This is a genomic window from Arthrobacter sp. MDT2-34-1 (assembly GCF_059091365.1).
This window is the reverse complement of record NZ_JBNHGO010000004.1, coordinates 54,322-76,729: the sequence shown is the minus strand read 5'-3', so window position 1 is coordinate 76,729 and position 22,408 is coordinate 54,322. Positions and strand designations below refer to the sequence as shown.

24 protein-coding genes are annotated in these 22,408 nt (G+C 70.1%); 21 read left to right on the top strand and 3 right to left on the bottom strand.

Annotation, left to right across the window (positions count from 1 at the left end; all coding sequences use genetic code 11):
• The 4 genes from nusA to rbfA all read left to right on the top strand — a co-directional run bounded on the left by nusA (position 1) and on the right by rbfA (position 4,935).
• Entirely contained in the window at positions 1–975 is a 975-nt protein-coding gene (gene nusA / locus AC5RVV_RS16230) for a transcription termination factor NusA (protein ID WP_494002428.1), read from the top strand.
• An 85-nt stretch (positions 976–1,060) separates the two neighbouring features.
• Positions 1,061–1,435, top strand: coding sequence for a YlxR family protein (locus tag AC5RVV_RS16225; protein WP_494002427.1), 375 nt, complete (start codon positions 1,061–1,063; stop codon positions 1,433–1,435).
• Positions 1,436–1,578: 143 nt separating this feature from the next.
• A complete protein-coding gene (gene infB, locus AC5RVV_RS16220) occupies positions 1,579–4,389 on the top strand; it encodes a translation initiation factor IF-2 (RefSeq protein ID WP_494002426.1) in 2,811 nt (936 codons plus the stop codon).
• 84 nt (positions 4,390–4,473) lie between these two features.
• The gene (rbfA, locus tag AC5RVV_RS16215) at positions 4,474–4,935 is read left to right on the top strand and encodes a 30S ribosome-binding factor RbfA (RefSeq protein WP_494002425.1); all 462 of its coding nucleotides are present in this window, start codon (positions 4,474–4,476) and stop codon (positions 4,933–4,935) included.
• A gap of 102 nt (positions 4,936–5,037) precedes the next feature.
• Here rbfA and AC5RVV_RS16210 read toward each other — a convergent pair whose 3' ends face one another.
• Positions 5,038–6,165: a ScyD/ScyE family protein gene (locus tag AC5RVV_RS16210; protein ID WP_494002424.1), complete on the bottom strand. Its 1,128-nt coding sequence runs from the start codon at positions 6,163–6,165 to the stop codon at positions 5,038–5,040.
• Positions 6,166–6,406: 241 nt separating this feature from the next.
• Between AC5RVV_RS16210 and truB the strand changes: the two genes are divergently transcribed.
• The 7 genes from truB to AC5RVV_RS16175 all read left to right on the top strand — a co-directional run bounded on the left by truB (position 6,407) and on the right by AC5RVV_RS16175 (position 13,562).
• Positions 6,407–7,315, top strand: coding sequence for a tRNA pseudouridine(55) synthase TruB (gene truB, locus AC5RVV_RS16205; RefSeq protein WP_494002423.1), 909 nt, complete (start codon positions 6,407–6,409; stop codon positions 7,313–7,315).
• Positions 7,316–7,317: 2 nt separating this feature from the next.
• Positions 7,318–7,686 (top strand): hypothetical protein, encoded by a 369-nt coding sequence (locus AC5RVV_RS16200; protein ID WP_494002537.1) that lies wholly within the window; start codon positions 7,318–7,320, stop codon positions 7,684–7,686.
• Positions 7,683–8,156, top strand: coding sequence for a hypothetical protein (locus tag AC5RVV_RS16195; protein WP_494002422.1), 474 nt, complete (start codon positions 7,683–7,685; stop codon positions 8,154–8,156). Before AC5RVV_RS16200 ends, AC5RVV_RS16195 begins: the two co-directional genes overlap by 4 nt.
• A gap of 62 nt (positions 8,157–8,218) precedes the next feature.
• Entirely contained in the window at positions 8,219–9,208 is a 990-nt protein-coding gene (locus AC5RVV_RS16190; protein ID WP_494002536.1) for a bifunctional riboflavin kinase/FAD synthetase, read from the top strand.
• Between the two features lie 148 nt (positions 9,209–9,356).
• Positions 9,357–9,626, top strand: a complete 270-nt coding sequence (gene rpsO / locus AC5RVV_RS16185; RefSeq protein ID WP_494002421.1) for a 30S ribosomal protein S15 — start codon at positions 9,357–9,359, stop codon at positions 9,624–9,626.
• A gap of 316 nt (positions 9,627–9,942) precedes the next feature.
• Positions 9,943–12,186, top strand: coding sequence for a polyribonucleotide nucleotidyltransferase (locus tag AC5RVV_RS16180; RefSeq protein WP_494002535.1), 2,244 nt, complete (start codon positions 9,943–9,945; stop codon positions 12,184–12,186).
• A gap of 2 nt (positions 12,187–12,188) precedes the next feature.
• Complete coding sequence (locus AC5RVV_RS16175) at positions 12,189–13,562, top strand: M16 family metallopeptidase (protein WP_494002420.1); 1,374 nt, start codon at positions 12,189–12,191, stop codon at positions 13,560–13,562.
• Between the two features lie 70 nt (positions 13,563–13,632).
• On the opposite strand, the gene AC5RVV_RS16170 is transcribed toward AC5RVV_RS16175, so the two are convergent.
• Positions 13,633–13,977 (bottom strand): MoaD/ThiS family protein, encoded by a 345-nt coding sequence (locus AC5RVV_RS16170; protein WP_494002419.1) that lies wholly within the window; start codon positions 13,975–13,977, stop codon positions 13,633–13,635.
• Positions 13,978–15,081 (bottom strand): GTP 3',8-cyclase MoaA, encoded by a 1,104-nt coding sequence (gene moaA / locus AC5RVV_RS16165; RefSeq protein ID WP_494002418.1) that lies wholly within the window; start codon positions 15,079–15,081, stop codon positions 13,978–13,980. It abuts the gene before it with no gap.
• Positions 15,082–15,194: 113 nt separating this feature from the next.
• Here moaA and AC5RVV_RS16160 point away from each other — a divergent pair, with 113 nt between their 5' ends.
• From AC5RVV_RS16160 to AC5RVV_RS16115, 10 genes are all read left to right on the top strand, one after another.
• Entirely contained in the window at positions 15,195–15,599 is a 405-nt protein-coding gene (locus AC5RVV_RS16160) for a TOBE domain-containing protein (protein WP_494002417.1), read from the top strand.
• 1 nt (position 15,600) lies between these two features.
• Positions 15,601–16,401: a molybdate ABC transporter substrate-binding protein gene (modA, locus tag AC5RVV_RS16155; protein WP_494002416.1), complete on the top strand. Its 801-nt coding sequence runs from the start codon at positions 15,601–15,603 to the stop codon at positions 16,399–16,401.
• 74 nt (positions 16,402–16,475) lie between these two features.
• Positions 16,476–17,288 (top strand): ABC transporter permease, encoded by an 813-nt coding sequence (locus tag AC5RVV_RS16150; protein WP_494002415.1) that lies wholly within the window; start codon positions 16,476–16,478, stop codon positions 17,286–17,288.
• Positions 17,285–18,337: a sulfate/molybdate ABC transporter ATP-binding protein gene (locus tag AC5RVV_RS16145; protein ID WP_494002414.1), complete on the top strand. Its 1,053-nt coding sequence runs from the start codon at positions 17,285–17,287 to the stop codon at positions 18,335–18,337. Before AC5RVV_RS16150 ends, AC5RVV_RS16145 begins: the two co-directional genes overlap by 4 nt.
• A gap of 123 nt (positions 18,338–18,460) precedes the next feature.
• Positions 18,461–19,672 carry a molybdopterin molybdotransferase MoeA gene (locus AC5RVV_RS16140; RefSeq protein ID WP_494002413.1) on the top strand — a complete coding sequence of 404 codons (1,212 nt, stop codon included), beginning with the start codon at positions 18,461–18,463 and terminating at the stop codon, positions 19,670–19,672.
• Positions 19,669–20,145, top strand: a complete 477-nt coding sequence (moaC, locus tag AC5RVV_RS16135; protein ID WP_494002412.1) for a cyclic pyranopterin monophosphate synthase MoaC — start codon at positions 19,669–19,671, stop codon at positions 20,143–20,145. Before AC5RVV_RS16140 ends, moaC begins: the two co-directional genes overlap by 4 nt.
• On the top strand, positions 20,142–20,633 hold the full coding sequence (locus tag AC5RVV_RS16130) for a MogA/MoaB family molybdenum cofactor biosynthesis protein (protein WP_494002411.1): 492 nt from the start codon (positions 20,142–20,144) through the stop codon (positions 20,631–20,633). The genes moaC and AC5RVV_RS16130 overlap by 4 nt, the downstream gene beginning before the upstream one ends.
• Positions 20,634–20,700: 67 nt before the next feature.
• A complete protein-coding gene (locus AC5RVV_RS16125) occupies positions 20,701–21,129 on the top strand; it encodes a molybdenum cofactor biosynthesis protein MoaE (RefSeq protein ID WP_494002410.1) in 429 nt (142 codons plus the stop codon).
• Between the two features lie 16 nt (positions 21,130–21,145).
• A complete protein-coding gene (gene dapB, locus AC5RVV_RS16120; RefSeq protein ID WP_494002409.1) occupies positions 21,146–21,901 on the top strand; it encodes a 4-hydroxy-tetrahydrodipicolinate reductase in 756 nt (251 codons plus the stop codon).
• Positions 21,898–22,404 (top strand): tetratricopeptide repeat protein, encoded by a 507-nt coding sequence (locus AC5RVV_RS16115; RefSeq protein WP_494002408.1) that lies wholly within the window; start codon positions 21,898–21,900, stop codon positions 22,402–22,404. Before dapB ends, AC5RVV_RS16115 begins: the two co-directional genes overlap by 4 nt.
• Positions 22,405–22,408 lie beyond the last annotated feature (4 nt).

Sequence of the window (22,408 nt, the reverse complement as noted above, 5' to 3'; positions counted from 1 at the left end):
ATGGATATCGATATGAGCGCCCTGCGGCTGCTGGAGCGCGAACGCGAAATTCCGCTGGACCTGCTGATCCCCACGATCGAGCAGGCCCTGCTGGTGGCCTATCACAAGTCCCCCGGTTCCATCGACCAGGCCCGGGCCGAACTGGACCGCAAGAGCGGCCACGTCACCATCTGGGCGGCCGAGGTGGACGACGACGGTACGGTGATCGGCGAGTTTGACGACACGCCCAGCGGGTTCGGCCGGATCGCGGCCAGCACGGCACGCCAGATCATCCTTCAACGGCTGCGCGACGCCGAGGACGACAACGTCTTGGGCGCCTTCCGCGGCAAGGAGGGGGAGCTGGTGTCCGGCCTGATCCAGCAGGGGCACAACCCCCACATGGTCCAGGTGGACCTTGGCACGGTGGAGGCGCTGCTGCCGCCGCCCGAACAGGTCCCGGGGGAGAGCTACGTGCACGGCACGCGCCTGCGCGCCTATGTGGTGGACGTCCACCGCGGCATGAAGGGCCCCTCGATCACCCTGTCCCGTTCCCATCCCGGCCTGGTGCGCAAGCTCTTCGAACTGGAAGTACCCGAGATCGCGGACAAGAGCGTGGAGATTGTTGCCCTGGCGCGGGAGGCCGGCCACCGGACGAAGATCGCCGTCAAGGCCAACGTGCCGGGACTCAATGCCAAGGGTGCCTGCATCGGCGAGATGGGTTCCCGCGTGCGGGCCGTCATGACCGAGCTGCACGACGAAAAGATCGACATCGTCGACTTCAGCGAGGATCCGGCGACGTTCATCGCCAGCGCGCTCTCGCCGTCGCGGGTCAGCTCCGTGACCATCACCGACCCGGAGACGCGTTCCGCCAGGGTCGTGGTGCCGGATTACCAGCTGTCGCTGGCGATCGGCAAGGAAGGGCAAAACGCCCGGCTTGCGGCAAAACTGACGGGCTGGCGGATCGATATCGTGTCCGACGCAGCCATGGCTAAATAGCGCACAAGAAGCAAAAACCACGCCCGGTTTCGGGCCTGCAACACGCCCGGTTCGTTGGCCGGGCACTGGAAGCGGTAGAATATCCATGGCCGGGTTTCCCGACAGTCAAAAGCCCTTGCAGGCGCACGCCCAGGCGGCCACGCCGCCCCAGCGGACCTGCATAGGCTGCCGGCGCCGGGAAGACCAGGCCGTTCTGCTGCGGCTGGCAGTCGAAGAAGTCGACGGTGTTCCCACCGTCGTCGTCGATCCGGGTCGCCGCAGGCCTGGACGCGGTGCCTGGATGCACCGCGGACCGGATTGCATGGAACTGGCTTTGAAACGGCATGCCTTCGGCAGGGCCTTCCGGGCCACTGTTGACAGCAGCACTGTTGCAGACCAGTTCCGTGCTGACGACGAGGCGGCCACCGCGGCCGGCCCCGTCACCCCAACCGTCCAACCTGAAAGCGGGTCAGAAAACTGATGGAAACCCGATGAGTGCCAAGTGATGAGTACTTCATTGTGCTCCGCCCGCGGCCTTTCAGCCCATTCTGCTGAAAGCCGCAGCAAGAATTAGACGGTTCGTGCCCGGCAGACCTGCCTCGTGCGGACCGAGACAGGAGAAATGTGGCCAAGGTCCGCGTACACGAGCTCGCAAAAGAGCTCGGTATTACCTCGAAAGATGCAGTATCCAAACTGCAGGAGCTGGGCGAATTCGTCCGCTCAGCGTCATCGACCATTGAGGCACCCGTCGTGAAGAAGCTTCGCGACGCGTTCCCCGCCGCCGCCCCGAAGGGCGACCAGGCGGCCCCCAAGACAGCACCCAAGGCAGCAGCGCCCAAGCCGGGAGCGAAGCCCGCTCCCAGCGCCCCGGCCGCCCCGGCTCCGGCCGCGGAGGCCACCAAGCCGTCGCCTGCCGCCCCGGCAGCACCGGCACCGGCTCCTGCCGCTCCGGCAGCTCCGGCAGCGGAAGCGGCGCCGCAGCGCGCAGAAGCACCGGCTGCCAAGCCGGGATCGGCAGCCCCGCGCCCCGGCGGTCCCGCCCCGGCCCGCCCCGGTGCCCCGCGCCCCGGTGGCCCGCGCCCCGGCAACAACCCCTTCGCCACGTCCCAGGGCATGCCCCGCGGCCGCGGCGACCGTGACGCCGAGCGTGCTCCGCGTCCGGGCAACAACCCCTTTGCAACCTCGCAGGGCATGCCCCGTCCGGGCGGCCCGCGTCCTCCGGCAGCCGGCCAGGGCGGTCCCCGTCCTGCCGCACCGCGTCCCGGCGCTGCACCGCGTCCGGGTGCTCCCGCGCGGCCGGGCGCACCTCGTCCCGGCGCACCGCGTCCGGGCGGTGCCCGTCCTACGCCGGGCATGATGCCCAACCGCACCGAGCGCCCGGCTCCGGCCGGCCGCGGCGGCGGCGCTCCCGGACGTCCGGGCGCTCCGGCCCGCCCCGGAGCCGGCGGACCGGCACCGGCCGGCGGCGGTTTCGGCAAGGGCGGCCGCGGACGCGGCGGTACCCAGGGTGCCTTCGGCAAGGGAGGCGCCGGCCGCGGCAAGCAGCGCAAGTCCAAGCGCGCCAAGCGCCAGGAACTGGAGCAGATGAGCGCACCGTCGCTGGGCGGCGTCTCGGTACCCCGCGGCGACGGCAGCACCGTTGTCCGGCTGCGCCGCGGCTCCTCCATCACCGACTTCGCCGACAAGATCGAGGCGAATCCGGCAGCGCTGGTGACCGTGCTGTTCCACCTCGGCGAGATGGCCACCGCCACGCAGTCGCTGGACGAGGACACCTTCGAGCTGCTCGGTGTTGAACTGGGTTACAAGATCCAGGTTGTCTCCCCGGAGGACGAAGAGCGCGAACTGCTTGACTCGTTCGACATCGACCTCGACGCCGAACTCGAGGCAGAGGGCGAAGCCGACCTCGAGCGGCGCCCCGCCGTCGTGACGGTCATGGGTCACGTGGACCACGGTAAGACCCGCCTGTTGGACGCCATCCGCAACACCCGGGTGGGCGAAGGCGAACACGGCGGCATTACCCAGCACATCGGTGCCTACCAGATCGACTTCCAGCACGATGACCGGGACCGGAAGATCACCTTCATTGACACCCCGGGCCACGAGGCGTTCACCGCCATGCGTGCCCGTGGCGCGAAGGTCACCGACATCGCCATCCTGGTGGTGGCCGCGGACGACGGCGTCATGCCGCAGACCGTGGAAGCGCTGAACCACGCGCAGGCTGCCGGCGTGCCCATCGTCGTCGCCGTGAACAAGATCGACAAGGAAGGCGCCAACCCGGAGAAGATCCGCGGCCAGCTGACCGAGTACGGCCTCGTCCCGGAGGAATACGGCGGCGACACCATGTTCGTGGACGTCTCGGCACGCGAGGGCCTGCACATCGAGGATCTCCTCTCGGCCGTGCTGCTGACCGCCGACGCCGCCCTGGACCTGCGGGCCAACCCGAACAAGGACGCCCGCGGCATCGCGATCGAGGCGAACCTGGACAAGGGCCGCGGCGCAGTGGCGACCGTGCTGGTCCAGTCCGGAACGCTGCGGGTGGGCGACGCCATCGTCACCGGCAGCGCGCACGGCCGCGTCCGTGCCATGTTCGATGAAGACGGCGCATCCGTCACCGAGGCCGAACCGTCGCGTCCGGTCCAGGTGCTGGGTCTGTCCACCGTCCCGCGCGCCGGCGACACCTTCCTGGTGACCGACGACGAGCGCACCGCCCGCCAGATCGCCGAGAAGCGTGAAGCCGCGGACCGCAACGCAGCCCTGGCCAAGCGCCGCAAGCGCATCAGCCTCGAGGACTTCGACAAGGCCGTGGCCGAGGGCAAGGTCGACACCCTCAACCTCATCCTCAAGGGCGATGTGTCCGGTGCCGTGGAGGCGCTGGAAGACTCGCTGCTCAAGATCGATGTGGGCGAGGATGTCCAGCTGCGCGTTATCCACCGCGGTGTCGGTGCCATCACGCAGAACGACGTCAACCTGGCCACCGTGGACAATGCCATCATCATCGGCTTCAACGTCAAGCCGGCCGAGCGGGTGGCCGAACTGGCCGACCGCGAGGGCGTGGACATGCGCTTCTACTCGGTCATCTACGCGGCGATCGATGACATCGAACTCGCGCTGAAGGGCATGCTGAAGCCGGAGTACGAAGAGGCACAGCTGGGCACGGCCGAAATCCGGGAGATCTTCCGTTCGTCCAAGTTCGGGAACATCGCCGGCTCCATCGTCCGCTCGGGCACGATCCGCCGCAACACCAAGGCGCGCGTCACCCGCGACGGCAAGGTCATCGGCGAGAACCTCACCGTTGACTCGCTCAAGCGGTTCAAGGACGACGCGACCGAGGTCCGCGAAGGATTCGAATGTGGCATCGGACTTGGGTCGTTCAACGACCTCAAGGAAGGCGACATCATCGAGACCTTCGAAATGCGCGAAAAGCCGCGCGTCTAGCAGTCGGCCTGCAGCGGGCGTCCGGTGGCATCGCCGCCGGGCGCCCGCTGTTCCGCCATCAACACGAGAATTTGAGGAGGGGTCATGGCAGACCCAGCACGCGCCGCCAAGATGGCCGACCGGATCAAAGTAGTGGTCGCCCAGGCGCTTGAGCGCCGGGTCAAGGATCCCCGTTTGGGATTTGTGACCATCACGGACGCCCGGGTGACCAACGACCTGCAGCACGCCACCGTCTACTACACGGTGTTCGGCGACGCCGAAGAGCAGGACGGCACCCGCAAGGCACTGGAGTCCGCCAAGGGCGTCCTGCGGGCGGAAGTGGGCCGGAACATCACCGCCCGGCTCACGCCCACGCTGGAATTCGTCGCGGACGAGATTCCGGTGAACGCCAGCCACCTGGAGGAGCTGTTGCGGGCCGCGAAGGCCAAGGACGCCGAGGTCGCGGCCCTGGCCGAAGGCGCCGCCTTTGCCGGCGAAGAGGACCCGTACCGCAAGCCCGAAGGCGAGGACGAGGACGACGCCGGCCCCGGAACGCGTCCGGAATAGCGGCTAACGACCGCTGCGCGGCCCGACGGCCGTTGCACCAAAGGGCGGGCCACCTGCTGTGCGCAGGTGGCCCGCCCTTTTTCCGGTCCCGGCAGCCGCGGATCAGTGCAGCCGGATCTTAATGACCTTGCCGTCGGGAGGTGTCTTCCCGGTGAAGTCAGGGAGCGCATTCGTTGTGGCGTAGAGCCGGTCGCCGCGGATCTCCAGCGCACCCGGGGCAGTGGTCTCGAAGAACGTCCGCACCTTGTCGTGACCCTTCTTCAGCACGGAGATCTTGTTGCCGAACATCTCGGCAATGTAGATGTCGCCGCGTGAGCTGACCGCCAGGTTGGTGGCGCCGGACAGGCCCCCCGCCAGCTGCACGACCTTCCCCGTGTGGGCATGGACCTTGAAGACGCGGCCGAGCGCGCCGATGCTCCCGTCTTCGGGACCGCCCGGCAGCGAGGTGACGTACAGCCAGCCGTGCCGGCCAAACTCAACGTCCGTAGGCACCGGCTCCAGGTAGTACTTCTGGCCGACCACGCAATCCGGCAGGCCCATGCCTGCCGCCAACGCAGCGGTGACCCGGAATGATGCCGGCGGCAGCACCGCAACCGTGCTGACCCGCTTGCTGTGCTTGTCGACCTTCAGGATGGCGTTGCCGCCGGCGTCGGCGACATAAATGCTGTGCCTGTTGGCGGCCGTGGCATAGGCGTTGGAGTCGACGTTGCCCTTGTACTTGGCCGGGATCCCCTCCGGAATCTTGTCCAGGCACTGCCGGTCCTTCACATGGCGGAAGCCGTAGGTGACGCGGCCGTCCGGGTTGTGCTTCTTCTCATAGGCCGCCACGTCGGCGATCTTCTGAGGCGCGGCCTCGTCGTCGTGCAGGTCCAACGACTTGATCCACTGCACGTTCGGCAGCCCGTCCATGCCGCCGGCACCGGTGCCCTCGGAGAAGTAGACCGTGTGCCTGTAGAGGGAGGCGGACGCGACCTGGGGTCCGCCGGAGCGGTACAGGACTTCGGGATCGCCATGGCGCTTGATCCGGTTCAGGACGCCGGCGAAGTTCTGTGTCACAAACAGGCCGTGCCGGCCGGCCGCAAGACTCAGCGGCGATTGCAGCCCCTCGGCCAGCACGGTCGCCGACGGAGGCTCCGGGCTCTCCCGGTGGGCCGATGACGGTGCCAGGCCGGTGCCGAACGCAAGTCCGAGCGCCAAAGGAAGGGCGAGATACAGCGATGGTTTTTTCACGATGAAGCTCCTGAAGAGAGCCGCGGGGCACCCCGGACGACTCGCAGGCCGGCGGAGTGGCCGGAGAACAAGGGCAAGTGATGCCGAAGAGGCGACTGTGCCGCTGGCCTGCTGAAATCCCTCGGAGGCCGCATCCACGGCACGCAGTGTGCTCAAAATATTGCAGCCCCCGGAGGCTGTCAATGATGCACGCTTTAAGCCCCGACCGGCCGTTTCCCCGGGACGCCATATACTGAAAGGCGTGACTTCTGGCCTGCTCCGTTCCGGATTGATACTCGTCGACAAGCCGCAGGGGTGGACCAGCCACGACGTTGTCGGCCGCATGCGCCGCCTGGCCGGAACGCGGAAGGTCGGCCACGCCGGCACCCTGGACCCCATGGCCACGGGCGTGCTGGTGGTCGGCGTCAATAAGGCCACCCGGCTGCTGACCTACATCGTCGGCGCCCCCAAGACGTATGACGCCACCATCCGGCTCGGCCAGTCCACGGTGACCGACGACGCCGAGGGCGACGTCACGGCGGAAACCATCGCCGCTGCCGTGACGGAACAGCAGATCAGGGACGGCGTCGCCGAACTGACCGGCGAGATCCTGCAGGTACCGAGCAGCGTCTCGGCCATCAAGGTCAACGGCCAGCGGTCCTACGCGCGCGCGCGCTCCGGACAGGACGTGGTGTTGGCCGCCCGGCCGGTCACGATCCACCGGTTCGAGGTCCACGGCATACGGCGCGGCCGCGGCGGGAAGGTGCAGGACGTGGACGTCACCGTCGAATGCTCGTCGGGAACCTACATCCGTGCGCTGGCGCGCGATCTCGGGCAGCGGCTGGGCGTCGGCGGGCACTTGACGGCCCTGCGCCGGACCCGGGTGGGTCCGTTCCGGATCGAAAACGCAGCCACGTTGGATGAACTGGCCGACGACCTGCGGATGACGGGCCTCGACGAGGCCGCGCGGGTGCTGTTCCCGGTCCGGGAACTCAGCGCCACCGAGGCCGACGATGTATCACACGGCCGACGCATCCCGGCCGCCGGAGCACCCGGCGCGACGGCGGCGTTCGCCCCGGACGGATCGCTGGTGGCGCTGCTGGAAGACAACGATGCGCAAGCCAGGCCCCTGCTGGTGTTCGCACCGGGAAACGAGGCGGACGCACAGTGATCATCGACGGTTTTTTCATCGCCGGCATGGTGGTCACCCTGCTTGCCGCGGTCATCTGCGTGGTTGCCGCCCTCCTGAAACACGGTCCCAACGACGTCACGATTCTCTCGGTCGCCGCGGTGGAGCTGTTTCTGCTCGTCTACGGGGCGGCCGGTATCATCAGACAGGCTTCCGGTGAGCCCGTCAGCGGGGAAACCTGGGAATTTTGGGGCTACCTGATCACCGCCTTGCTGGTTCCGGTAGCAGCCTTCTGGTGGGCCATCATGGACCGCAGCCGGTGGAGCAACCTGGTGCTGGGGGCGGCGGGAATCACGGTATTCGTCATGCTGGTGAGAATGGAACAAATTTGGGACGGAGCGATCGCCGTATGAAACCCGGCCAGGAACAACAACGGGCAAGGCATACCCGGGACGTGAGCGCCGCCGCAGGCCGCGCCACCGGTCCCGGCCGGCTCCTGGTGGCGGTCTACGGGGTGTTCGCGCTCTCCGCCACCGCCCGGGCGGGTTACCAGATAGCGACCAAGTTCTCGGAAGCGCCGGTCGCCTACCTGCTGTCCGCCTTCGCCGCCGTCGTGTACATCCTGGCGACCGTTACATTGGCCAGGTCCGGGACCCGCTCCTACTGGCTGTCGGTGGCCGCCGTGAGCATCGAACTCGTGGGAGTCCTGGCCGTCGGGCTGCTGAGCGTGCTGGATCCCCAGCTGCTGCCGCAGGACACGGTGTGGTCGGGCTTCGGCCAGGGGTACGGATACGTCCCCCTGCTGCTGCCGGTCATCGGCCTGTGGTGGCTCTGGCGGCACCGGCCGGCGGCGGGCGCGAAGCCCTCCGAAGGTCGTCCATAATGGAAGGGGTCCCGGCGACGGGTCCGCACCCGCTGAAGGCCCCGACCGACGAGGAGTTTGCTGTGCACTACTGGAAAGACCTGGCCGACGTACCCCGCGGCTATGGTCCGTCAGTGGTGACGCTGGGAAATTTCGACGGCGTCCACCGCGGCCACCAGCAGGTGCTGCGCCGCCTGGTGGAGACCGCGTCCGCCCGCGGGACGCGGGCGGTGGCGATTTCTTTCGATCCGCATCCTTCCCAGGTCCATCGGCCGGACGCCGCCCCGCAGCTGATCATGGGACTGCAGGACCGGGTCGAGGCGCTGGAGGCCAGCGGCCTGGACGGGCTGCTGATGATGACCTACACGCTGGAACTGGCCGGCGAAACCCCTGAGGAGTTCGTCCGCAAAGTCTTCGTGGAGACCCTCGGCGCCACCGCCGTCGTCATCGGCCACGACACGCGGTTCGGGAAGAACAACGCCGGCGACCTGAACACCATGCAGGAACTGGGCCGGCAGTTCGGCTTCACCGTCGAGGTCGTCGACGAATATGAAACCGATGCGGACCTCGGCGCCGCGGGCAGCGGCCGGCGCTACTCGTCGTCCTGGGTCCGGGAAGCCCTCGCCGCGGGGGATGTCGCCACGGCGGCGGAGGTGCTCGGACGCACCCACCGGATGCGCGGCGAAGTCGTGCACGGCGACGCCCGCGGCCGGGAACTGGGTTTTCCCACCGCGAACCTGTCCAAGCATGCAACGGGCATGATCCCCGGCGACGGCGTCTACGCCGGCTGGCTGGTGGACCAGCACGGCACCAGGTGGCCGGCCGCCATCTCGGTGGGTTCGAATCCGACCTTCGAGGGCGCCAGCCGCCGGGTCGAGGCGCACGTCATCGACCGGCCGCAGGAGGACACGGACGACTTCGATCTCTACGGGCAGCAGGTGGTGGTCGAGTTCGTGGAACGCCTGCGCGGCATGGTGGCCTACACCGGCCCCGAGGCCCTGATCGCCCAAATGCGCGACGACGTGGTGCGTACCCGAAGCCTGCTTTCGACAGACCAAGCCCGCAACAGGTAAACTGGCCGATGGATTCGGCTGCGGTCCGTGGCGGCTGTATCCCTCCGTGCTCTGCTGCCGGCAAGCCTCTGGCGGCCGGCGGAGACTGCGGAGCCCCCGGCAGCGAAGTGCTGACTCGGGCCTCACGGCACAACTTCTAGGAGTTACTGTGGCATTAGACGCCGCGCTCAAGCAGGAAATCATCAAGGAATACGCCACGCACGAGGGCGACACGGGTTCTCCCGAGGTTCAGATCGCTGTTCTGTCCCGTCGCATCTCCGACCTGACGGAACACCTGAAGATGCACAAGCACGACCACCACACCCGCCGGGGCCTCATGGCACTGGTCGGCCGCCGTCGTCGCATGCTCACCTACCTGCGTGACACCGACATCACGCGCTACCGTGCGCTCATCGAGCGCCTCGGCCTGCGCCGCTAGTCAGTGACGGAGGCGGCTCTTCCGTCCACTGCGAGACGGGGACAGGAGAGCCGCCTTTTTCCTACCGCGCCGGTTTGCGGCGCGGCAGGAGCACGGCCGCCGGGAGACCGTCGGCCGACAACTACATCAACTGGAGACTTTCGGTATCGCGGCATTCGCGGTCCTCGGTAGTGGCTTCCGGGACGCCCTCAAAGGGCTTGCCCGTAGGTCTCGATCGAAGACCGGGTGGCGTACAGGCAGGCTGGCCGTGAAGCGGCCTCGCAGGTTTGGGCAGATACCGGCGGCCTCCGCACTCAAAGAAACGGAGGTGGCTCTCTTGGAGGGTCCCGAAATTCAGTACTCAGAAGCTGTCATCGACAACGGCCGGTTCGGCCAGCGCGTGGTCCGGTTCGAAACCGGCCGCGTGGCCCAGCAGGCGGCCGGCTCGGCGATGGTCTACATCGACGAAGACACCGCACTGCTCTCCGCCACCACGGCGGGCAAGTCCCCGCGCGAAGGCTTTGACTTCTTCCCGCTGACCGTCGACGTGGAAGAGCGGATGTACGCCGCCGGCCGCATCCCGGGCTCGTTCTTCCGCCGCGAAGGCCGCCCGTCCACCGAAGCGATCCTGGCCTGCCGCCTGATGGACCGCCCGCTGCGCCCCGCCTTCGTCAAGGGGCTGCGCAACGAGGTCCAGGTAGTGGTGACCGTGTTGGCCATCAATCCCGACGTCATGTACGACGTCGTCGCGATCAACGCCTCCTCGATGTCCACCCAGCTGAGCGGCCTGCCGTTCTCCGGCCCGATCGGCGGCGTCCGCGTGGCGCTCCTGGACGGCCAGTGGGTGGCCTTCCCCAAGCACTCCGAACTGGAGCGCGCCGTGTTCAGCATGGTGGTGGCCGGCCGCATCGCCGCCGGCAACGACATCGCCATCATGATGGTCGAGGCCGAAGCCACCGACAACGCCTGGAACCTGATCAAGGAAGAGGGCGCCACCGCGCCCACCGAAGAGGTCGTGGCCGAGGGCCTCGAGGCCGCCAAGCCGTTCATCCGGGCGCTGTGCGAGGCCCAGTCCGACCTGGCCGCCCGCGCGGCCAAGCCGACGGTCGAATTCCCGATCTTCAAGGACTACGAGGACGATGCCTTCGCCGCCGTGGAGTCCGCCGCAGCTGCCAAGCTGACGGAAATCTTCTCGATCGGCGACAAGCAGCAGCGCAACGAGGCCGCAGACGCGTTCAAGGCCGAGATCCTGGCGCAGTTGGCCGGCACCGAGACGGCGGAATTCGCCGGTCGCGAGAAGGAAATTTCCGCGGCCTTCAACGCCGTGACCAAGAAGGTTGTCCGCCAGCGCATCCTCACCGAGCAGGTGCGCATCGACGGCCGCGGGCTGAGCGACATCCGCAAGCTGACCGCCGAGGTCGAGGTCCTGCCCCGCGTCCACGGCTCGGCCATCTTCGAGCGCGGCGAAACCCAGATCCTGGGCGTCACCACGCTGAACATGCTGAAGATGGAGCAGCAGATCGATTCGCTGTCGCCGGTGACGCGCAAGCGCTACATGCACAACTACAACTTCCCGCCGTACTCCACCGGTGAGACCGGCCGCGTGGGCTCGCCCAAGCGCCGTGAAATCGGCCACGGCGCGCTGGCCGAGCGCGCCCTGGTGCCGGTGCTGCCGTCGCGTGAAGAGTTCCCGTACGCCATCCGCCAGGTCTCCGAGGCGCTGAGCTCCAACGGCTCCACCTCCATGGGCTCGGTCTGCGCCTCCACCCTGTCCCTGCTCAACGCCGGCGTGCCGCTGAAGGCCCCCGTGGCCGGCATCGCCATGGGACTTGTCTCCGACCAGGTCGACGGTGAAACCCGCTACGCGGCGCTCACCGACATCCTGGGTGCCGAGGACGCCATGGGCGACATGGACTTCAAGGTCGCCGGCACCTCGGAGTTCGTCACCGCCATCCAGCTCGACACCAAGCTCGACGGCATCCCGGCGTCCGTGCTGGCCGCCGCCCTGAAGCAGGCCCGCGAGGCACGGCTTCACATTCTCGGCGTGATCAATGCCGCGATCGACCAGCCGGACGAAATGAGCGAATTCGCCCCGCGGATCATCTCGGTCAAGATCCCGGTGGACAAGATCGGTGAGGTCATCGGCCCCAAGGGCAAGATGATCAACCAGATCCAGGAAGACACCGGCGCGGACATCTCCATCGAGGACGACGGCACCGTGCTGATCGGCGCGACCGACGGTGCGGCCGCCGAAGCCGCCCGCGCCGCCGTCAACGCGATCGCCAACCCGCAGATCCCCGAGGTGGGCGAGCGCTACCTGGGCACGGTCGTGAAGACCACCACCTTCGGTGCCTTCGTGTCGCTGACCCCGGGCAAGGACGGCCTGCTGCACATCTCCGAGCTGCGCAAGCTGGCCGGCGGCAAGCGCGTGGACAACGTCGACGACGTGGTGTCGGTGGGCCAGAAGGTCCAGGTCGAGATCACCAAGATCGACGACCGCGGCAAGCTGTCCCTCGCCCCCGTGGTGGCCGAGGACGCCGCAGCCGACGAGGCGTCGGCCGAAGAGGCCGTGGCCGAGTAAGCATGACCGTCGTCGCCCTGCCGCTGGTCGGCAGCATGCAGCATGCCGACGCCACCGAGCTCGGCGGGTCGGACCCCACGCTGGTCCACGGCGAACCGGGCGGCGCCATCGTGCGCCGCTCGGTGCTGCCCGGGGGAGTGCGAGTGCTGACCGAAGCCATGCCCGGCCAGCGGTCGGCGACGATCGGATTCTGGGTCGGTGTTGGCTCGCGGGATGAAGCCGCGGGCCAACACGGCTCGACCCATTTTCTGGAGCATCTGCTCTTCAAGGGCACCAGGCGCCGGACGGCACTGGACATCGCCTCCGCCTTCGACGAGGTCGGCGGCGAATCCAATGCGGCCACGGCCAAGGAAAGCACGTGCTACTACGCGCGCGTCCTGGATTCGGACCTGCCGATGGCCATCGACGTGATCGCCGACATGATCACCTCTGCGGTCCTTGACCCGCAGGAGCTGGAGCAGGAACGCGGAGTCATCCTCGAAGAGATCGCCATGGACAATGACGATCCCGCGGACGTGTGCCACGAAAAATTTGTTGAGGCGGTGCTCGGCGGGCACCCCCTGGGCCGGCCGATCGGCGGGACGCCGGAGGCGATCAAGGCGGTCGCCCGCGACTCGGTCTGGGCCCACTACCAGCGCTACTACCGGCCCGACGAGCTGGTGGTCACCGCGGCCGGCGGGCTGGACCACGACGCGGTGTGCGCCCAGGTGCTCGCCGCCCTGGAGTCGGCCGGCTGGCACCTCGAGGCCGGTGCGGTCCCGGTGCCGAGGCGGGAGACCGCGGCCGCGGCCATCGCCCCCGTCGCCGGCACCTACGTGCACCGCCGCCCGGTCGAGCAGGCCAACATCGTCATGGGCTGCCCGTCCATCAACGCCACCGACGAGCGCCGCTTCGTCATGAGCGTGCTCAATGCCGTGCTGGGCGGCGGCATGTCCTCCCGGCTCTTCCAGGAGATCCGGGAGAAACGGGGCCTGGCCTACGCCACCTATTCGTTCTCCGGCGCCTACGCCGATGCGGGCTACTTCGGCATGTATGCCGGTTGTTCGCCGGCCAAGACCGGCCAGGTCATCGACCTGCTCGGGGCCGAACTCGACCGGCTGGCGGCCGACGGCATCTCCGCCGACGAGCTGCGCCGGGCCGTCGGGCAGCTTTCCGGCGGCATCGTGATGGCCCTGGAAGACAGCGGCTCCCGGATGTCGCGGCTGGGCCGGGCCGAGCTGGTGTCGGGGGAGTTCTTGGACATCGACGAGTCGCTTGCCCGGATCGAGGCCGTGACCGCCGGGCAGGTCCGGGAGCTCGCCGTCGAACTGGCAGCGGCGCCGCGCGTGGTCACCGTCGTCGGCCCCTTCGACTCTGCGGCGGACTTCGGCCGGTAGAACCGGGCCCTGCCCGCCCGGCGGCCGGTAACCGGCCGCCGTCCGCCTCCACGGAGATGAGGGGGCGCGGTCAGCCGCCCGCGAACGGCGGCAGGATGTCAATCACGTCGTCTGCCGCCAGCGGTGCCTGCCGGTCCTTCCACGCCACCTCGTTGCGCAGGAAACTGCTCCGGGCGAGGACCGACTCCATGGAGGGAGCGGACGACCTGCCGGGTGCGGCAGGCATCGGACGCCCGCCCCCAGCCGAGGGGACGGCTCCGGCACCGACGGGCACCGGTTCCTTCGCCGCCGCGGTGCTGTGCCGGGCGATGACCTCGCGCAGCACCGTCTCCAGCGTGCTGCCGTCGGGCAGCGGCAGGGATTCCTCCTCGACGCCGGCGGCGGCCTGCGCCGCCCCAAAATACCGGATGATCATCTATCCGCCTATCGCACTCATGGTCCGGTCCGGCTGGACGAAGTCCGTGCCGCCCAGACCCGCATGATCCATACCGTGGGCCTTGGGTTTGCCCCACATCGCATGCCGCCACCGTTCCGCCACTGCCTCGTCGTCCGCGCCGGAGCGCAGGAGGTCCAGCAGGTCAGTTTCCTCGTGCGAGAACAGGCAGGAGCGCACCTTGCCCTCGGCCGTGACCCGGGTGCGGCGGCAGTCGGCACAGAACGGCTCGGTTACGGAGGCGATGATTCCCACGGTGCCGGCGACGACGCCGGGGCGGTCCCGCCGCCGCACCTCCCACCGTTCCGCCGGGGCGCCGTCGCGTGAGCGCGGGTCCGGGGAGAGCAGGAAGACCGGCTCCAACAGGGCGCGGATCTCGGCGGCCGACAGCATGTTCTGCCGGGTCCAGCCATGGTCCGCGTCCAGCGGCATCTGTTCGATGAACCTCAGCTCGTAGCCCCGTTCCACCGCCCAGTCCAGCAGCGCGGGCGCCTCGGCGTCGTTGATGCCGCGCATCAGCACCGCGTTGATCTTCAGCAGGCCCAGGCCGGCCGCGTCGGCGGCTTCGATGCCGGCGAGCACCCGGTCAAGGAACGGGCGGCGGGTCAGCTGCGCAAACGTCTCCGGGTGCAGCGAGTCCAGCGAGACGTTGATCCGGGTCAGGCCGGCCGCCTTCAGGGCGGCCGCCTTCTTCTCCAGCCCGAGGGCGTTGGTGGTCAGCGACACCGGCAGGTCGGGGTGGTTGTTGCGGACGGCAGCGATGATGTCCACCAGCCCGGCACGGACCAGGGGTTCGCCGCCGGTCAGGCGCAGCTCGCGCACGCCCAGCCGCCCGACGGCGATCCGTACCAGCCGGACCACCTCGTCGTCGCTGAGGACCTGTTCCTTGGCCAGCCAGTCCAAGCCTTCGGCCGGCATGCAATAGGTGCAGCGGAGATTGCACTTGTCGGTCAGCGAGATCCGCAGGTCGGTGGCCACCCGGCCAAAGCGGTCCACCAGCGCCGGGCCGGTCCCTGCGGGGCGCGCCGGGGCCGCGGCGGACGCGGTCCCGCCGGGAACCTGCGGCATTCCCAGATCAACGCTCATACCTCGAGGGTACCCGGCGGAGGGCGGCGGATGCGGGATGGTTCCGGCAGGGGCGACACCGGACGCAACCCGAACGTGTCCGGTTCCGCATTTGCGGAACTATACTGCTTTCCATGACGCAGATACGCATCTCGGATGCTGCGCGCTTCCTGGGGGTCAGCGACGATACCCTGCGCCGCTGGATCGACGCCGGAGCGCTGGCCAAGCACCGGGACGCCTCCGGCCGGGCGACCGTGGACGGCGCGGAGCTGGCCGCCCTGGCCCGGGAGCAGGCTGCCCTGCCCCAGGATCCCACCGGGATCGGCAGCTCGGCCCGCAACCGCTTCGTGGGGATCGTGACCGATGTCCGGCTGGACGCGGTGATGGCCCAGGTGGAGCTGCAGTGCGGTCCGCACCGGGTGGTGTCCTTGATGAGTGCCGAAGCCGTGCGGGACCTCGGCATCGAACCGGGGTCGGTGGCGGTGGCCTCGGTCAAGGCGACCATGGTCGCCGTTGAGACGCCGTCGGGGACGAGCTGAGGTGCGCCGCTGGCAGCGCCTGGCCGGCCCGGCGGCGGCCGCGGCCTGCGTCCTCGCCGGCAGCGCGTGCGCGGCGCCGGGGCCGTCGGGAGCGGGCGCGGCGGGCCGGTCGGACGGTTCCGGGCCCGAGGGCACGCTGACCGTTTTCGCGGCGGCGTCGTTGCACTCCGTCTTCTCCGGGCTGGCCGACGAGTTCGAGGCCGGCCACCCCGGGGTGGAGGTGCGCCTGAACAGCGGGGGTTCTTCGGACCTCGCCGCCCAGATCCTGGCAGGGGCCCCGGCGGACGTTTTCGCGGCGGCCGACCAGGCGACCATGGACCTGGTTGGCGGCCACGGACTGAACGAGGGCCCGCCGGCGGTCTTTGCCACCAACGTGCTGCAGATCGCGGTGCCCGCCGCGAACCCCGCCGGGGTCTCGTCGCTGGACGACCTGGCCGAACCCGGGGTCAAAACCGTGCTGTGCGCACCCCAGGTTCCCTGCGGCGCCGCGGCCGCCGCCGTCCAGCGCGCCGCCGGCGTGCACATCCCGGCGGTCAGCGAAGAGCAGTCGGTCACCGACGTCCTGGGCAAGGTGCTCTCCGGCCAGGCCGACGCCGGCCTGGTGTATGCGACGGACGTGCAGGGCGCCGGAGGCAAGGCCCGCGGCATCTCCATCCCCGAAGCCGGGCAGGCGGTCAACGCCTACCCGATCGTCGGCCTGAAGGGGGCGGACAACCCGGCGGCAGCCGAGGCCTTCGTGGATCTCGTGACAGGGGACGCAGGCCGGAAGGCCCTGGCGGCGGCGGGATTCGGCCCGCCCTAAGCGCAGCGCGGCGCCCGGCCCCGGCCAGGGCGCCCGGATGGGATGCGGACAACCTTCGGAACGAACGGGAGAACATGACGACGACGACGGCGGTGCGCGCCCCGGTGCCCTACTGGGTGTATCCGCTGGCTGCGGCCGGCGCCGTCTTCGTCCTGCTGCCGCTGGCCGGGATGGCCGCGCGCGTGAACTGGCCGGAGTTCCCACGGCTCGTGACCTCCGAGCCGGCGCTGGCCGCGCTGGGACTGAGCCTGCGGACTGCCGCCGCCAGCACGGCCCTGTGCATCGTGCTGGGCGTCCCGATGGCGCTGGTGCTGGCGCGCAGCAGTTTCCCCGGCCAGCAGGTCGTCCGGTCGCTGGTGCTGTTGCCCCTGGTGCTGCCGCCCGTCGTCGGCGGCCTGGCCCTGCTGTATACGTTCGGCCGGCGCGGGCTGCTCGGCGGCACCTTCGAAATGATCGGCATAGAAATCGCGTTCTCCACCACGGCCGTGGTGCTCGCGCAGTCCTTCGTGGCGCTGCCGTTCCTCGTGTTGAGCCTGGAAGGTGCGCTGCGCACGGCGGGCACCAGGTATGAAACGGTTGCGGCGACGTTGGGCGCCAGGCCGTCCCGCGTCCTGCGCACGGTGACCCTGCCGCTGGTGCTGCCCGGGCTGCTCTCCGGGGCGGTGCTGTCCTTTGCCCGGTGCCTGGGCGAGTTCGGGGCCACGCTGACTTTTGCCGGAAGCCTGCAGGGAGTCACGCGCACGCTCCCGCTGGAGATCTACCTGCAGCGGGAAACCGATGCGGATGCCGCGGTGGCGCTGTCGCTCGTGTTGGTGGTGGTCGCCGTCGCGGTGGTGATGCTGGTCCACCGCAGGAGCGGCCCGGGCCGGGCGGCGGGTGTCCCATGAGCCTGGACCTGACCGCGCGGCTGCCGTCCCGCGGCTTCGAGGCGGACTTCAGCGTCGCGGACGGAGAAACCGTCGCCGTGCTCGGCCCGAACGGGGCCGGCAAGTCGACCCTGCTGGGTCTGGTTGCCGGGCTGCTCCGTCCCGCCTGGGGCCGGGCGGAACTGGACGGCAGGGTCCTGTTCAGCGCCGGGCAGCCGCAGCCGGACCGCTGGGTGCCCGCCCATGCCCGCGGCGTCGGCCTGCTGGCGCAGGAACCGCTGTTGTTTCCGCATCTGCGCGTCGAGGCCAACGTTGCCTACGGGTTGCGCAGCCGGGGAGCCTCCCGGGCCGATGCCCGCAGGGCCGCCCGGCACTGGCTCGCGGAACTGGAAGCCTCCGGGCTGGCCGACCGCCGGCCGGGTGAGCTGTCCGGGGGCCAGGCGCAGCGCGTCGCGGTAGCCCGCGCGCTGGCGGCCGACCCTTCGCTGCTGCTGTTTGACGAGCCGATGTCCGCCTTGGATATCACGGCCGCCCCGGCCCTGCGCAGGCTGCTCCGCCGGGTGCTGGCGGGGCGGAGCGCCGTCATCGTCACCCACGAGCCGCTGGATGCCCTGCTGCTGGCCGACCGGGTGGTGGTCATGGACGGCGGGCGGATCGTCGAGCAGGGGCCGGTGCGCGAGGTGTTTGCCCGGCCGCGCAGTGCCTTCGCCGCCGGGATGACCGGCTTGAACTTCGTCACCGGCACCGCCACGGAGACCGGACTGGCCGGCGCCGACGGGACGCACTGGAGCGGGGAAGCCGAAGCCGGGCTGCGTCCCGGGGACCCCGCGGCGGCGGTGTTCCGTCCTGCCTCGGTGGCGCTGTTCCCCGACCTGCCGGCCGGCAGCCCGCGCAACGCCGTGGCGGCCACCGTGACCGAACTGGTGCCGCACGGCGGCCTGGTCACGGTCAGGGCCGGCGCGCTGGCCGCCGAGGTCACGCCCGCCGCGGTTTCCGACCTGTCGCTGGCGCCGGGGGAACGCGTGCACTTTGTGGTCAAGGCGGCCGAGGTGTCGATCTACCCGCGCTGACGTCCCCGTCCGGGGAAGCTCCGCGGCGCCGCCCAAGGCCGTCCCCTAGGATGGCAACAGAACATGCACGCGGCACCCTCTCCGGCACCCGGCCGTCGGTTCCGCCTGCGACAAGGAGGGCCAGTGGCACAGAGCGTTGCCGGGCATTGCGCCGTCGTCGAGGAATTGCTCCGTCACGCCGCACGGGACTGCCTCGCCGGGAGCGAGACGGTGGCGCTGGCGTCGGCCCTCGGGCGGGTGCTGGCCGCCGACGTGGCCGCGCCGATGAGCCTGCCGCCCTTCGCGAACTCGCAGATGGACGGCTACGCGGTCCGCAGCGCGGAGACAACCGGCGGGGCGGGGTTCGCCGTGGCCCCGGCGATTCCCGCCGGCTATGCCGCCCCGGCGCTGCCGCCGAACGCGGCCGCGCCGATCATGACGGGGGCGATGCTGCCCGCGGGGGCGGACGCCGTCGTGCCGATCGAGGAAGCGGTGCCGGACTCTTTCCCGGCCGAGGGCGAGGGAGGCACGGTAACCCTGCCGGAAACCGAGGCCGGCCGGTTCGTCCGCGCCGCCGGCAGCGACATCGCCGCCGGCGACCTCGCGCTGGCGGCCGGAACGTTGCTGAAGGCGCCGCAGCTGGGCCTGCTCGCCGCGCTCGGCCTGGCCTCCGCCGACGTGCGGCCGCGGCTGCGGGTGCTGCTGCTGAGCACGGGCGACGAGGTGGTGGCCGCCGGCGCCCGGCTGCGGGCCGGGCAGATCTACGATGCCAACAACACCCTGCTGGCGGCCTCGCTGCGGGAGGGCGGCTGCGAGGTGGTCTCGAGCCGGATCCTGGCCGACTCCGCGCCCGGGTTCCGCCGCCGGCTCGACGACGACCTGCGCCGCCACGGCGCCGACCTGGTGCTGACCTCCGGCGGAATCTCCAAGGGCGCCTTCGAAGTGGTCCGGCAGGCGCTCGAGCCCGAAGGGGTGGCCTTCGCCTCGGTGGCGATGCAGCCGGGCGGGCCGCAAGGCGCCGGCCGGATCGGCGACGCGGTCTTCCTAGCGTTCCCGGGCAACCCGGTCAGCTGCCTGGTCTCGTTCGAGATGTTCCTGCGGCCGGCGCTGACGGCGGTGCTGGGAGCCCCCGCTCCGCGGGCGGTGCTGCGCGCCCCGCTGGCGGAAGCCGCGGAGTCGCCGGCCGGCAAACACCAGGTGCGGCGCGGCCGCTACGACGGCGGACGGGTGCAGCTGGTCGGCGGAGCGGGGTCCCACCTGGTGCACGCGCTGGCGCAGTCCAACGCGCTGGTCCACCTGCCCGTGGGGATGGAACGCGCCGAAGCCGGCCAGGACGTGGAAATATGGCTGCTATGAGTGAAGCAGAACGCCTGACCCACGTCCGCGAGGACGGCACGGCGCACATGGTCGATGTCAGCGGCAAGGACGAAACCACCCGGGAAGCCACGGCGCAGGCCGTGCTGACCACCCGCCCCGACGTGGTGGAACTCCTGGCCGCCGGTTCGCTGCCCAAGGGCGACGCGTTGGCCGTCAGCCGGGTCGCCGGGATCATGGCGGCCAAGCAGACGCCGCAGCTGATCCCGCTGTGCCACCCGCTGCCGATCAGCAAGGTCACGGTCGACTTTTTCCTGACCGCGGAATCCGTGCGGATCGAGGCGACGGTGAAGACCCGCTCGGTCACCGGCGTGGAAATGGAGGCGCTGACCTCCGCCTCGGTGGCGGCACTGAGCCTGTACGACATGGTCAAGGCCGTGGACAAGCACGCGGTCATCTCCGACATCAAGGTGCTGGCAAAATCCGGAGGCAAGAGCGGGGACTGGGCGCTGTGAGCGCCAGGACCGCCGGCATCATCGTCGCCTCCACCCGCGCCGCGGCCGGTGCCTACGAGGACGAATGCGCCCCCTTGATCTCCGAGTGGCTGGCCGGACACGGGCTGGCCGCCGGCGTCCCCCAGATCGTCGCCGACGGCGAACCCGTCCGCCAGGCGCTGCGGAAGATGCTCGCCGCCGGGCCCCGGGTGATCGTCACCAGCGGAGGCACCGGGCTGGCCGCCGACGACCGCACCCCGGAAATCACCGCCGTCGCGCTGGAACGGGAATTGCCCGGGGTGATGGAAGCCATCCGCGCGTACGGGCGGACCAAGACCCCGCTGGCCGCGCTGAGCCGGGGCGTGGCCGGGACCGCCGGGTCCACCTTTGTGGTCAACCTGCCCGGCTCTCCCGGGGGAGTGCGCGACGGCCTGGCCGCCCTGGATCCGCTGATCGGGCACATCTGCGCGCAGCTGGAAGGCGACACCGACGCAGGCCATGCCGGCTGACGCCGCCCCGCGCCGGTCAACGCCGGCCAAGGGATACTGGAAGCATGCAGCCGATGAGAGGACAACCATGACCAGCACGGTGCTGTACGCCGCGGTAACCGGCGAGGCGATCGACGCGGGCGAAGCTACCGCCGCGGTAGGCTCCGCCGAGTGCGGCGCCGTGGTCAGCTTCAGCGGCGTGGTCCGCAACCACGACGGCGGCCAGGCCGTGGCCGCGTTGTCCTACTCCGCCCACCCCAGCGCCCAGCGCGTGATCGCCGAGGTCGCGGGGCGCATCGCCGCGGACCACGACGGCGTGCGCATCTGGGTGGCACACCGCACCGGCCCGCTGGCGATCGGCGACCCGGCCCTGGTCGCCGCCGTCGCGTCGGCGCACCGCGCCGAAGCCTTCGCGGCCTGCTCGGAGCTGGTGGACCGGATCAAGGAAGAGGTGCCGGTCTGGAAGGAACAGCACTTCGCCGACGGCAGCACCGAATGGGTCGGCATCGGCCAGTAGCGATACGCTGGAGGGCATGACTGAGCAACTTGCGGTGGCCGTGCTGGGCGCCGGCGGACGGATGGGCAGCGAGGCCGTCGCGGCCATCCAGAGCGCCCCTGACCTGGACCTGGTGGCCGCGCTGAAGCGTGGCGACGCGCTGGAAGAGCTGGTGGCCTCGGGGACGCAGGTCGTGGTCGACCTGACCACCCCGGACAACACCGAGGCCAACGTCCGCTTCGCCGTCGAGCACGGCATGCACGCGGTGGTCGGCACCACCGGCTGGGACCAGGCCAGGCGCGACTCGCTGGCGGAACTGCTGGAACAGCATCCCGGAACGGGCGTGCTGATCGCCCCCAACTTCGCGCTCGGTTCCGTGCTGGCCTCGGCCTTCGCCGCCACCGCCGCCAAGTACTTCGAATCGGTGGAGATCATCGAACTGCACCACCCGGACAAGGTGGACGCGCCCTCCGGCACCGCGGTCCGCACGGCGCAGCTGGTGGCCGCCGCCCGCATGGACGCCGGCGTTCCCGCCGGCCCCGACGCCACCACCACCGCGCTGGACGGGGCCCGCGGCGCCGACGTGGACGGCGTGCGCGTGCACAGCGTGAGGCTGCGCGGCCTGGTGGCGCACCAGGAGGTGCTGCTCGGCGGCCCGGGCGAACAACTGACCATCCGGCACGATTCCTTCGACCGCGCCTCCTTCATGCCCGGCGTCCTGCTGGGCGTCCGGACCGTCGGCGGGCGGCCCGGACTGACCTACGGACTCGACGGGTACCTGGAACTTTCATGAGCAACGCCGAACACACGGGTCCCGCAGCGGACGGCGGCAACGACCGCATCGGCTGGTATGCCCGGCACGGAGCCAAGATCTGGGTCGGCGTGATCATCGTCCTGCTGGTGGGCTACCTGGGAGCCACGCTGCAGCGGGCCTGGCTGATGCTCAGCGAACCCGACCCCGTAGCCAAGGGCCTGGGCATTGCGCTGGTGGTCCTGCCGATCATCGGGGCCTGGGCGCTCAGCCGGGAATTGCTGTTCGGCGCGCGGATGTCCAGGCTGGCCCGGACCCTGGAAGCCGAAGGCGGGCTGCCCGTGGACGACCTGCCGCGCACGCCCGGCGGGCGCATCGTGCGGGAGGCGGCCGACCGGGAGTTCCTGGTGTACCAGGCCGAGGCCGAAGCTGCGCCGGAGGACTGGCGCAGCTGGTTCCGCCTCTCGTGCGCCTATGACGCCGCAGGGGACCGCAAACGTGCCCGCGAGTCGATGCGCCACGCCATCAGCCTCAGCCGCTCCTAAACGG